The organism is Mucilaginibacter sp. P4_E8, from assembly GCF_056401495.1.
On the sequence record NZ_JBFUJG010000036.1, the window covers coordinates 38,853 to 52,118 of the forward strand.

Consider the following 13,266-nt stretch of genomic DNA (forward strand, 5'->3'; position numbering starts at 1 on the left):
AAACAACCGATAGTAAGGATACCTGAGAACGGAAATCAATTTCTATATGGAGGAACTACTTGTCCTAAGTGCCATGCAAATCTTGACAAGTATGGGAACGTTACCCCATAAAATGCGGCAGACGCTAATAATCTGAGACATAATAATGAAGAGATAGAAACATTATTTAGCGGTAAATTTAAAGCAACATTCTTTAATTTTCTTAAATACCATCTGTACAACTTACTCAAATAAAAAAAGGCTCTCCCTTTGAGACAGCCTCTTGTGTCGTGTCAACGTATTTAATCTTGATAAATAAAAAATAATATACAAGCAACGGATACTGCACAGGCAACGTATAACTAATAGGCAACGTAAATAAACAGGTATCGTAATCCTTTGGAATTATGTCACAAAGCGCTACAATTAAAGCAGTATGTTAAAATAAAAAACATCTGTTAAAATTGTTGTTTAATAATTAATAGTATCATGTATGTGATATGGCGAAGCAATGGATAGTACTAATAATATACTATAATTATTAAGCCCCAGGTAGTAAACTCCTCGGGTACTGATGTTTATGCCTTAAAGTCTGATTGCTGATTTAAAAATATAATTCATGCTTAAATTATTAACCATCCACGATAAAACGGAGTGGAATTTTTATGTTAAAAATTCTGCTGAATATGATTTTTACCATACCTGGCATTACCATTCGCTGGATACATCAGGCAGCCCAATTTTAGTAGTATACATTGAGAATGAAAATTACATAGCTTTTCCGCTTATTAAACGGCAGATCCCGGGAACGGTATATTGCGACCTGACTTGTGTATATGGCTATACCGGACCGATCTCAAATAAAAGAATGGAGCAGCTGGAAGATTCATTAATGGAAAATTTTAAAGGTGCATTTCTTGATTACCTTAAAGCTGAAAACTGCGTATCGGTATTTTCGAGGTTGCATATCTTTTTTAAACAGCCCTTGCTGCTTGAAAGGTTTGGTGGGATATATGATAATGGTCTCAGTGTTGTATTAGATCTGTCTGTAAGTATAGAAGCTCAGCGAAAAAAGTACCGGCAATCAACCATTGATGCCATAAAGCGTTCCTGGAAAATGGGGTTCCGGCTTATTGAGGAAAGGGGTGACGATGCAATTGCTCTTTTTTTTGGTGCCTATAAAGAGAATATGGAGAGGATTGGTGCTTCAGACTATTATTTATTTAATGAAGAATATTTCAAAAAAATTACTAACACCGATGAATATGATGCCAGGGTATTTATAGTATATGATGGCGATAAAGTAATGGCAAGCACTATTGTTATGCTAACTAACGGCATTATCGAGGCTCATTTACTGGGGACACGTACCGAATATATGCACTTTAGCCCTTTTAAGTTTCTGGTTGATGAAATAACAGTGATAGGCAGATCGCTTGGAATGCGTTATTATAACTTGGGTGGGGGCATAGGCTATAAACAAGACAGTCTTTTTTTTGGAAAATTAGGGCTTTCTGATTTAACTATAGATTATAAAAGCTGGCGATTTATAGCTAACCCTGAGATCTATCAGCAGTTACTTAATGATAAAGGTATTGATAAGAATTTAGATGTGGATTTTTTTCCTTTATATAGGTATAACCCGACGTTAACCGTTTTATCAGAAGGAAAAGAAAATTAAGGAGATCTGATTTCCAACAGTATATTTAGTTTAAAATGAAAGAGGCCGTCTCAAAAAGACGGCCTCTTTCATTTTACTTTTACATTCCAAAGTTCACCTTAATTTAAGTGAATGCTGCTGATCCCTTTTTCTAAGGCGGTATCCTGTATGCCCGGTATAGCAGAACCTTCTACGCGGAATACACTAATATCGGTCAGGCCAATAAAGCTTAGTATATGTTTTAAATAGGGCTCAACAAAATCAAATGACTGCATAGGGCCATCTGAATAAACCGCGCCTGATGCCAAAGCGATATAAACCTTTTTACCTTTTAATAACCCTTCGGGGCCATTTCCATCATATTTAAAAGTAACGCCTGCTCTCACAATGTGATCTATCCATGCCTTTAGCGAAGAGGGGATACTAAAGTTATAAAGTGGTGCACCAATTACAACGATATCAGCATCGCGGATCTCCTGTATGGCTTCGTCCGAATGTTTTACAGCTTCGATGTTTGCCGGGGTTCTGCTTTCTGCAGGTGTAAAAAAAGAGGCCAAATGGGCTTCTTCCAGGTGAGGAAATTGTTTCGTGATCAAATTGCTTTCTTTTACCGTACTGCCGGGATATTCAGCTTTTATCTTTTCAATAATTGCATTTCCAAGTTTAATGCTCAGGGAGGCTTCGCCTCTTGGGCTCGAAATAATATGAAGTATTCTTTTCATCGTTTTAATTTTATCTGGACAAATCTATTTACATTTGCTTATAAAATATTAGTACTATACAAAAGGTTAGTGGTAACCTTTTGTATAGTTTTATGAAAATCAAGTAGTTATGGAATCTGGCGTACAGGTAAGCACTCCGGAATGCGCGGGTATGTTAAACGCCATCGGCGATTCGCTGTATGTTATTGGCGGTAAATGGAAATTGCGAGTAATTGTAGCATTAGGAGAAGGCAATAAGCGCTTCAATGAAATACAAAGAACGGTAGATGGCATTTCGGCCCGTGTATTATCCAGTGAGCTAAAAGAACTGGAACTGAATGGTTTTGTAAAAAGGATTGTTCATACACAAACCCCCGTAGTGGTTGAATACCAGCTAACGGATTATGCCGGGACATTGAGCGAAGTACTGCGCACCCTGGCAGAATGGGGTACCAAGCACCGCGATAAGATCAGGAGGGAGAGGTAGGCAGATTTTTGATCACTATAGTTAGTACTTCTTATACTGAAACCGAACAATTCACTGTACGCAAATGATACATTTAATTACGTAAATTTAATCATAAGTATTTGATTTGTAAATATTTATATAAGTGGCATAAAAATTTATCATTGGTTTTCATCAATTGCGTAAACCATGATCAAAAACTATCTTAAAACTGCCTGGCGAAACTTAATTAAAAATAAAGTTCACTCCTTTATTAATATTGTGGGCCTGTCTGTTGGTATGGCTGTAGCCATGCTCATCGGTCTTTGGATCTGGGACGAGCTGTCGTTCAATAAATTCACCTCCAATTACGATCATATAGCCCAGGTAAAGCAAAATGTTACCAATAACGGCGAAGTACAAACCTGGGAAAATGTGCCGTATCCTTTAGCTGCCGAACTGCGCAAAAGCTATAGCAGCGATTTTAAATACGTAGTGATGACCGCAGGGATGGGTAACCATATTGTGGCGCTTGATAATAAAAAACTAACACGCAACGGTGGTTATATGGAGAACCAGGGCCCTGATATGTTAACCTTAAATATGTTAGCAGGCAGCAGGAGCGCACTGAAAGACCCTTCATCCATTTTAATCTCCGCATCTACCGCCAAGGCTTACTTTGGTGGCGCCGACGCTGTAGATAAAACTTTGAAAATTGATAACCAGATCATAGTGAAAGTTGGGGGCGTTTACCAGGACCTGCCGCAGAATTCTACTTTTGCCAATCTTCAGTTTATTGGCTCGTGGGAAATGTTTTATAATGCCAACGATATTAAGTCCATGAACGAGCCCTGGCGCCCTAATTTTGTAAGCCTGTACGTGCTGATGGCTGGTAATGCCAATATGGCCCCGGTTTCGCTAAAAATAAGAGATGTTAAGCTGCGCCATGTTAACGCGGTGCTGGCTAAAAAGAAACCCGCGCTTTTTTTGCAGCCCATGAGCGAGTGGCATTTATACGATCAGTTTAAAGATGGTAAGAATATTGGTGGCCGCATCCAGTATGTATGGATGTTTGGTATCATTGGGGTATTTGTGTTGCTGCTGGCTTGTATCAATTTTATGAACCTGAGCACAGCCCGGTCAGAGAAACGGGCCCGCGAGGTAGGGATTCGTAAAGCGATAGGTTCGCTGCGCAGCCAGTTAATTTACCAGTTCTTCAGCGAATCGTTGCTATGCGTAGCTTTGGCTTTTTTATTGGCCCTGCTTTTTGTGACGTTAAGTTTGCCGGTGTTTAACGAGGTGGCTGATAAACAGATGGCTATACTTTGGAGCTCGCCATTGTTCTGGATATTAAGCATTGGCTTTAGTTTGCTCACCGGATTAATAGCAGGCAGTTACCCGGCGCTTTACCTGTCCTCGTTTAAGCCGGTTAGGGTATTAAAAGGATCATTCAGGGTGGGCAAACTGGCAGCTATGCCGCGAAAGGTACTTGTGGTGGTTCAGTTTACTGTATCAGTTATACTCATTATTGGTACGATTGTGGTGTTTCGCCAAATAGAATTTGCTAAAGACCGCCCGGTAGGTTACAGTCGTGATGGATTGGTATCGGTACCTATAGGTACCAATGATATCCATAAAAGCTACGAAGCGGTAAAGGACGAGCTATTTAAAACAGGTGCTGTTGTATCTATGGCCGAAGGCGATGTTGCGCCTACCGAAACAGCGGGCAGTACAAGCGCCATTGAATGGAAAGGTAAAGACCCTAACCTGAGCGTTGATTTTAAGCAAAATGGGGTATCCCCGGAGTATGGTAAAACCGCAGGCTGGCAATTTGCAGCAGGTCGTGATTTTTCGCGTGAGTTCCTGACCGACTCTATGGCTGTAGTGATCAATAAAGCCGCCGTGAAATTTATGGGGTTGAAAAACCCGCTTGCGGAAACCCTTACCTATTATGGTAATCAATTTAAGATCATCGGTGTAATAAATGATATCATTGTCGATTCGCCTTATGGGCAGGTAATGCCTACCATATTTTTTATGAATAAGGGTACGGGTAGCACAGTATTACTAAAAATAAACCCTAAAATAAGCGCAAGCCAGGCATTAGAAAAAATAGAACCCGTATTTAAGCATTTTAACCCTGAGCAACCGTTCTCCTATAGTTTTGTCGACCAGGCGTACGCCAAAAAGTTCGGCAACGAACAGCGCATAGGTAAGCTTGCCGCGTTTTTTGCCAGCCTGGCCATCCTGATCAGCTGTTTGGGCCTGTTTGGTATGGCATCGTTCATGGCCGAGCAGCGCATAAAAGAAATAGGGGTACGAAAGGTTCTTGGAGCTTCGGTATTTAATCTTTGGAGCTTACTATCAACCGATTTTATCCGCCTTATTACCATATCAATTTTAATAGCCAGTCCGCTTGCCTGGTACCTGATGCATAACTGGCTTCAGCACTTTGATTACCGGTCTGTAATATCGGTATGGATATTTGTTTTAACCGGTTTGGGAGCCATAGCTATTACGCTTATTACCGTTAGTTTTCAATCTATAAAAGCGGCATTGGCTAACCCAATAAAGAGTTTAAAAACAGAATAGATGGTTTTGTATTGAACAGCATTTTTATTCCGTAAGGTAAATCGGTATCCGGTTTGGCTAAAGCCCATATCTGGTTGCTTTATCCGTCCCATAAATGGAACGGCAATGAATGGAAAACCACCCCGTAGATTCGTTATATTTATCATTGCCGTTGGCTTTAGCCAACGGATTATAAGTTAAATTTATATGGCTTTAGCCAAAACTATCGTGTGATTTAACCATTGGTTGATGCTATCACCTCACCATCTTAAATAAACCTGATAAAAAAATTTTGGCAGGTATTTTGATGAGTTATTTACCTGTTATTTTTTGTAACTTTATAATACACAAAAACTTAGCGTTATGGAAATCGATCATGCATTCAATTTCCCTTTAACCTTTAAGGGACATGTAGTAAAATGTACTTTAGTGCCCTATGAAAGGGTATATGAAGTGCTAATTGATGATGAGCTGGTAACAGAGATACACCACGATACTAACGGATGGGTTAACGAAAACCCAGGTACGTTACCTGATGATGTCCTAAAGATCATTGGTGAAAAAATCGAAAAAAACTGGGTATAATAACAAGAAAACCCCGGTTTATACTGTTGCCGCGTTCTGAGTAGATCCAGGCTCTGGCAGTTTCTAACTAAAGATATATGTATGTTTAGCTGGAAACTGCTTTACAATCATCACACTAAGATAACCTTTCAGTGGCGACGCGGTAGGCAGGATCTTCAAGTATGTTCACATCAATTACATCAGCAGCATTTTTAAGCAGTAGCCGGCAATCGTCACTTAGGTGTTTCAAGTGTAGTTTTTTACCAACCTGACGATATCGTTCCGTCAGTTTATTTAAAGCTTCAATGCCCGACATATCTGACACCCTGCTTTCCTTAAAGTCGATCACCACTTCTTCAGGATCGGTCAGTACTTCAAACTTTTCGTTAAAGGCTGTTACCGATCCAAAAAATAAGGGACCAAATATCTCATAATGTTTAACACCTGCTTCATCAATATATTTCCTGGCCCTGATTCTTTTGGCACTTTCCCAGGCGAACACTAAAGCAGATATGATAACGCCAATCAAAACGGCTAAAGCGAGATTATGAAGCAAAATCGTGATTAAGGCAACCAGTATGCCCACAAAGACGTCCTGCTTGGGCATTTTGTTGATTATGCGAAAACTTACCCATTCAAAGGTGCCAACGGCCACCATGATCATTACACCTGTTAAAGCGGCCATGGGTACACGCTCAATAATAGGAGCTCCAAACAGGATAATTACAAATATAGTAAGCGACGCTATGATGCCTGATAACCTTGCCCTTGAACCGGCAGAAAGGTTAACCAGGGTTTGCGCGATCATCGGGCATCCGCCCATTCCAAAGAAAAACCCGTTTAGGATATTGGCGCTGCCCTGAGCAATACATTCGCGATTACTATTACCCCGGGTAGCGGTCATTTCGTCAACTAAATTCAAGGTCAGCAGCCCTTCGGTTAAACCAACACCTGCCATGATGAGCGCATAAGGAAATATAACTTTTAATGTTTCCAGATTGAATGGCACAGATGGAATATGAAACGGCGGGAAGCCGCCGCTTACCGCTGCAATATCTCTTACCGTTTTGGTGTGGATTCCAAATAAAAGTACAATTACAAAAACCACGATAATAGCTACTAAGGATGGTGGCACAGCCTTAGTGATACGTGGCAACAGTACAACAACGCCGATAGTTAAAGCAACCAGTCCTGCCATAATATAAAGCGGGGAACCAGTTAACCAGGATTCATGACCGCCAACTACCGTCTTAAACTGTTCCAGTTGTGCCATAAAAATAATAACAGCCAATCCGTTAACAAAGCCATACATCACCGGTTGCGGAACCAGTCTGATAAATTTGCCTAATTTGAATAAGCCAATCAGTATCTGAATGCAGCCGGCTAAAGCCACTGCAGCAAAAACATAATCAAGTCCATTTGATTTCATCAGGGCTATCAGCACAACAACAGTTGCCCCCGCGCCGCCTGATATCAGACCAGGCCTTCCGCCGAAGATGGAGGTAACCAAACCCATGATAAATGCAGCGTATAAGCCCACCAACGGCGGGAAACCAGCCAGGATAGCAAATGATAATGATTCCGGCATCATAGTCATTGCAACTGTCAGTCCGGCTAATACCTCGTTTTTATAGTTTATGGGTTGTTTAAAATCAAATAAATTAAAGTAAGCCTTCATAGCATGTTGGTTTAGGTTGAAAAATAAAAAGTGAATTAATAGCAAAAAAACACTTAGCAAGAATTGCATTGCCCTGAGTAGTCAACCCCTGCTACTCAGGTTGGTGTAACGGTGGAAGATGAAATAATCCTGTTCATTCGACAGCGAAATTAGAAAAAATGTGGGTTCTTAAGCTCCATTATAGTAAACAACGCAGGTGCTCAACCCATCTGGTTATTAAACTTCAGACATTTTTCGTTTGAAAATTTGGGGTTTTAACTGTATAACTTATACAGGGGTAGGTGTTTAAGTTAATAATCATAAATGTTTAAAAAACATTTATGGCTGTTAAAGCATTCTATCAGAAATGTGTAAATTGTAATCGTAAACCAAATATAAAATCACGCAGTTATGAATTCACGTCGGGACTTTTTACAAAAATTAGGAGTATCAGCTTTGGCCTTGCATTTGGCCCCGCTTTCGGGATTTGCAAGTTGTACAGACGATCGTAATAAAGCCTATGATGGGCCGGTTTTACGGGTGGCCATTATGGGGCTTGGCAGTTATGGCACCCGGGTTGCCGAAGCCATGCAATCCTGTACAAAAGCCAAGCTGGTTGGCGTAATAAGCGGTACGCCTTCAAAGGTTAAAGACTGGCAAAGCAAATTTAAAATTCCTGAAAAGAACTGTTACAATTATGAAAATTTCGACAATATTAAAAACAACCCCGATATTGATGCGGTATACGTTATAACCCCGAATGGACTGCATCATGACCAGGTAATACGGGTGGCCAAGGCAGGCAAACACGCCATCTGCGAAAAACCAATGTCGGTAAATGCTCAGCAAGGGCAGGAGATGGTTGACGCTTGTAAAAAAGCTAATGTGAAGTTACTGGTGGGCTATCGTATGCATTTTGAACCTAAAACACTTGAGGTGATCAGGATGAGGAAAGCCGGCGAGTTTGGGAAAATTATGTTTTTTCAGGGCCAATGCGGGTTTAAAATTGGCGATCCTACACAATGGCGGTTAAATAAGCAACTTGCCGGCGGCGGCGCTATGATGGATATAGGTATTTATGCCATCAATGGTTCGCGCTATATGATTGGCGAAGAGCCTGTTTGGGTTACAGCGCAGGAAACCAAAACGGATACTGTGAAATTTAAAGAAGGCGTTGATGAAACCATTCAATTTCAGTTTGGTTTTCCGAGTGGAGCCGTGGCATCATGCCTGTCAACCTATAATATGAATAATCTTGACCGCTTTTTTCTTGACGGTGAAAAGGGGTTTGCTGAATTACAACCATCCACGGGTTATGGCCCAATACAGGGGCGTACACATAAAGGTGAATTGAATCAGCCTATTACCACTCATCAAACCGTACAAATGGATGAGATGGCCGGGATCATCTTTTCAAACAATCAGCCTGTTGTACCCGTAAACGGCGAAGAAGCGGTGAAAGATTTAAAGATCATTGATGCTATTTATCTGGCGGTTAAAACTGGCAAAAAGGTTGATATAAGTCTTTGATCAGGATTTGTGCTGATATACAGCAGTTAGCCAGGATCATATTGTTGTGTTTTTCATCGTGGGTTTTATGACCTAAACCGATGCGGGATAATGCTGTAATTTATCGCTGTCTATTGCAAAGCATATTTTGTCGATATAGGAAAACACCAGGATGATGAGTGCAGGCATAGTGGCTAAAATAAGGCGTTGATATTCGGAATAGCCACCTATTACGGCTACCGCTATCTGACCTGCAATAAGTAACCATAAAACTATTTTAAACCAGGGCACCATTTTTCTTTTGATCCACCCTGCAATAATCAATACCAGGTCAAGCATGATAAAAAAATAAAGGATATTAAAAGTTATACAAAATACTAAGTATTCTATATTCTCCACTCTGAATGCTAAAACGGTGAGTTTGTGCTCCGCATAATTGGTAAATATATTTGCTGCCTGCAAATCAAGTAGCTTACCCCCAATATATTGTGCATAAACTACGGGTTGGTTTTTTATGCAGTTAATTATAAATGAATGAACCCTTTCCGGTTCATACTTGGCCATAATATTTATTCCGGAAACCCTTTGACCAGCACTTTTTTGTTGCAGGTTTATATTACTTTTTATAGCTGCGGATATTTCAGGATCATTCCCGTTCATATACATACCTGCATTAACAATAACAGCCATTTCGTTATTGTTGCTTACCTGGGAAATACCATTAAAGCCAACGTTCTTTTTATTTAAATGCGAATAGCCCGATATGAAGAGGATAACAACAACCGATGCGGCTAAACCCGATAAACACATTTTCCAATCTTTTTTAAAGATCATTAATCTTAAAACCCAAAAAGCTATTACCAATGGCAATAGATAAATGAAGGAAGGACGCAGCATGATGGCAATAAATACATATAAAGTAAGCATCCAGGCTTTAATGTTTCCGGGTTTTTGCAGGTAACTAACTACCATATAAATAAAGATCAAACTACAGATTACAGAAAGCGATTCGGTAAGAATAATTTTATCAAAGTTGATAACCGGCAGCATTACCCCGTATAGTAACGATGCTGCAAACATTACAGGCTGTTTTTTAAAAATGGCCCGTACTACCTTATAAAATATGATAATGGATAAAAAGGAGATCGCGATTTGGACTGTAACTACATGGTTTATTAAATTTTGATGGCCAAACAATTCTATCAGTTTTATAAAATATGGATAAACAGGTGTTCTGCGGCCGTCGGTTTCACCCTTTAATATATTTGCATGATAGGTTATATAGGATGGGGTATCAACGGCTGTAGTGTTTAGCAGTACCGAGTAATATACTGACCGTACAACCCCACTAATAACCAATATCCAAAWCAAATGAGCCGATACGATTTTTACCAATGTATTATTCCAGCGTCCCTTTTGCGCAAAGTGGGTTAGCTTTAATTGAAGATCATCTTTTATGGTCATATTAATATTGGGCTAACACTGTATTACTGGTGATAATGGGTAAAAGGTTGATTAAATAAATTTTTGTTAAATCCTTTTCAAGTTAACATCTTTCCGGAGCATGTTCAATTAGTTTACTTAAAATCCTGTCTAAATTATTTATTGACAATAGTTAGAATGGGTTTAAGCCCATATTTTTATTTCATTTAATATCACCTGATAAGTGAACTAAAATAGGTAGCTTGGCCCAGATCATTAATAAATGTGATCACCTAAACCTTTTTCATGGCCCTAAATTCTGCTGCAAAATTAAATTTCAGATATGATATCAATGCATTAAGGGCAATTGCCATACTTGGGGTTCTTCTTTTTCATTATAAGGTTCCGTATTTTTCCGGGGGATTTTCAGGTGTTGACATATTCTTTGTTATATCCGGCTATCTCATGAGCCGAATAATTATTAATGCTATGAACAAGGGGAATTTCTCGTTCGTAGATTTTTATGGTAAAAGACTTAAAAGAATTGTACCTGCATTATTAGGTTTAGTGCTGGTTATTACCCTGATTGGTTTTTTTATCTATTTCCCGGATGATTTTCAGAAAATTGAGGCAAATGGCACTGCGAGTTTACTTTTCCTGTCAAATATTTATTATTGGGCACATTCTGGTTATTTCGACCCTTTGTCGGATACCAATATGTTTTTGCATACATGGTCATTATCGGTAGAATGGCAATTTTACATGATCTACCCGGTAGCTCTTTTATTATTACATAAGATTGTTAAAAAGAAATCGGTTTTTAAATTTCTTTTTATAGGAATTACGCTATGTTCTGTTGTCGGGTCCTTTTTATTAACCAGACATAATGCCTCAGCCTCATTCTACTTTCTGCCCAGCAGGGCATGGGAAATGATGTTTGGCGGTATCGCATTCCTGCTCGAAGATAATTTTAAATCATTCAAATACCGAAAGTATGTTGCCTATTTGGGTTATTTTATGCTTTTGGCTGGTCTTGTATTTCTTGATGAGCGTTTGAGGTGGCCGGGTTCTTTTACTATGCTGCCTGTATTTGGCACTTTCATCATCATCACCTCCAACTATAATCAATTCAAATTACTATCTAATAACGTTATTCAATTCATCGGAAAAATATCTTATTCATTATACTTATGGCATTGGCCCGTTTATGTGATCGCATTTTATTTAGGCTTTCAACTTAGCTTTTTAACAGTTGTTTGTATGATCATCATCTCTTTAGGATTGGGGTTTTTGTCGTACAGGTATATTGAATCTATGCAATTTACTAATAGCAAACGGATACTTGCGGGCATGGCTGTTGTTGCAGGGATATGTTTTGTATTTAGTTTTACCAATTTAAACGAGATATTATTTAGCCGCCAGTCCATTTATTTATCCAACTATAACAGATCCCACTTTGCCGACAGGGATAAGCAATTTGATCATGGATGCTGCTTTGTGAATGTAACGTACGATGAGGATGAAAAATTTAATATGGCAAGTTGTCTTAAATTACAACCGGGACATCAAAATATTTTACTTATCGGCGATAGTCATGCAGCTCATTTCTCAGAATCCTTTAAAGAACAGTTTGCCAAAATGAATGTGCATTTGATCCAGGCTACATCAAGCGGTTGCTATCCGTTGATGAGAAAAAATGGTGCACCCAAATGTTATGATATGATCAACTACCTGTATACTAATTTTATACCGCAAAATTCCGGGCAAATTGACGGTGTAATGTTTAGCGCCAATTGGTATAAATATAAAGGTGGTTATCCGCAACTTGTTGCTGATTTTGATAAAACCATTGAGTACCTGAACCGCTATCATATTAAAGTTATCATTATTGGGCAAAATGAAATTTACAAATTACCTTATCCTGTTATACTGGCCAAGGAGTTACAATATGATATTAAGTTACTCGGTAAATTCATATCAGCCGAGTCATACGCCATGAATGATCACCTGATAACTGGGCTACCAAATAATTATATAGATATTATTAACCGCATACCTTTTACTACGCTATCGGCTAAAAATGCACCTTACTTATTTGACGAAAATCATTTTACCAAATATGGAGCTGACCTGGCGGTTCAAAAAATACTCGCCGATCCTTTGGCGCCTGCGTTCTTTAAGCCGATTGACAGGGCACTTAGCCCTACAAGTTCACTTCTGAACAAAGTAACAAAACCTGGTTTTTAGCCAGGTTTTGTTACTTTGGTTTAAATATATTGGGGCTTTGTAAGTATTGCCGGTTTCACAACGTTCCTGAGCAAAACAGCTTATTGACCTGGGTGAGGGGGAAACTCCCGACCCAGTATGGTACATATCACCGAGAGATGGATAAATAATTAAAAATAAATATAACACTTATCAAAGTATATCCTTTTTCCCCTTTTCTTTTAAATAAAGCCCATAATTATTAATGTCTTCATTTACGGAAAGCAGTAAACGGAATTTTGATTTATTAAAATTATTCCTYTTATTTTTTATTGACGTGGTTAATAAAAATAATAAATTCATTTTAGGCTCAACAAAACTTATATTTTTTGATGATTGAAGATAAAGTACTTTATTTAGGTCAAATAATTGTTCAACGATTCCGTCATAACGTTCTAAAATTCGTTGAAGTAAAACCGCATTGGCTTTAGAGAAAAGCCTTAAATGGTTTAATTGAACTCTTGTTTCGATTAATTCGTTCTCAATATCATCC

10 protein-coding genes are annotated in these 13,266 nt (G+C 38.8%); 6 read left to right on the plus strand and 4 right to left on the minus strand.

From position 1 onward, the window contains the following. Nucleotides 1–598 precede the first annotated feature (598 nt). The gene (locus AC1DRQ_RS15140; RefSeq protein ID WP_477425532.1) at nucleotides 599–1,660 is read left to right on the plus strand and encodes a GNAT family N-acetyltransferase; all 1,062 of its coding nucleotides are present in this window, start codon (nucleotides 599–601) and stop codon (nucleotides 1,658–1,660) included. Between the two features lie 98 nt (nucleotides 1,661–1,758). On the opposite strand, the gene AC1DRQ_RS15145 is transcribed toward AC1DRQ_RS15140, so the two are convergent. Further along, nucleotides 1,759–2,361 (minus strand): FMN-dependent NADH-azoreductase, encoded by a 603-nt coding sequence (locus AC1DRQ_RS15145; RefSeq protein ID WP_429396623.1) that lies wholly within the window; start codon nucleotides 2,359–2,361, stop codon nucleotides 1,759–1,761. 109 nt (nucleotides 2,362–2,470) lie between these two features. Here AC1DRQ_RS15145 and AC1DRQ_RS15150 point away from each other — a divergent pair, with 109 nt between their 5' ends. The 3 genes from AC1DRQ_RS15150 (at nucleotide 2,471) to AC1DRQ_RS15160 (ending at nucleotide 5,941) form a co-directional block, all read left to right on the plus strand. Continuing rightward, complete coding sequence (locus AC1DRQ_RS15150; protein ID WP_477425533.1) at nucleotides 2,471–2,827, plus strand: winged helix-turn-helix transcriptional regulator; 357 nt, start codon at nucleotides 2,471–2,473, stop codon at nucleotides 2,825–2,827. Nucleotides 2,828–2,995: 168 nt separating this feature from the next. Further along, complete coding sequence (locus AC1DRQ_RS15155) at nucleotides 2,996–5,377, plus strand: ABC transporter permease (RefSeq protein WP_477425534.1); 2,382 nt, start codon at nucleotides 2,996–2,998, stop codon at nucleotides 5,375–5,377. 342 nt (nucleotides 5,378–5,719) lie between these two features. Next, nucleotides 5,720–5,941 carry a hypothetical protein gene (locus AC1DRQ_RS15160; protein WP_429396629.1) on the plus strand — a complete coding sequence of 74 codons (222 nt, stop codon included), beginning with the start codon at nucleotides 5,720–5,722 and terminating at the stop codon, nucleotides 5,939–5,941. Between the two features lie 115 nt (nucleotides 5,942–6,056). Here AC1DRQ_RS15160 and AC1DRQ_RS15165 read toward each other — a convergent pair whose 3' ends face one another. After that, a complete protein-coding gene (locus tag AC1DRQ_RS15165; RefSeq protein ID WP_477425535.1) occupies nucleotides 6,057–7,598 on the minus strand; it encodes a SulP family inorganic anion transporter in 1,542 nt (513 codons plus the stop codon). A 390-nt stretch (nucleotides 7,599–7,988) separates the two neighbouring features. On the opposite strand from AC1DRQ_RS15165, the gene AC1DRQ_RS15170 reads away from it, so the two are divergent. Next, a complete protein-coding gene (locus tag AC1DRQ_RS15170; RefSeq protein WP_477425536.1) occupies nucleotides 7,989–9,107 on the plus strand; it encodes a Gfo/Idh/MocA family protein in 1,119 nt (372 codons plus the stop codon). Between the two features lie 72 nt (nucleotides 9,108–9,179). Here AC1DRQ_RS15170 and AC1DRQ_RS15175 read toward each other — a convergent pair whose 3' ends face one another. Continuing rightward, entirely contained in the window at nucleotides 9,180–10,550 is a 1,371-nt protein-coding gene (locus AC1DRQ_RS15175) for a glycosyltransferase family 39 protein (RefSeq protein WP_477425537.1), read from the minus strand. 264 nt (nucleotides 10,551–10,814) lie between these two features. On the opposite strand from AC1DRQ_RS15175, the gene AC1DRQ_RS15180 reads away from it, so the two are divergent. Further along, complete coding sequence (locus AC1DRQ_RS15180; RefSeq protein WP_477425538.1) at nucleotides 10,815–12,755, plus strand: acyltransferase family protein; 1,941 nt, start codon at nucleotides 10,815–10,817, stop codon at nucleotides 12,753–12,755. Nucleotides 12,756–12,926: 171 nt separating this feature from the next. Here AC1DRQ_RS15180 and AC1DRQ_RS15185 read toward each other — a convergent pair. Further along, nucleotides 12,927–13,266 (minus strand): hypothetical protein (locus AC1DRQ_RS15185; RefSeq protein WP_477425539.1); only part of this gene is annotated, 340 nt, incomplete at its 5' end.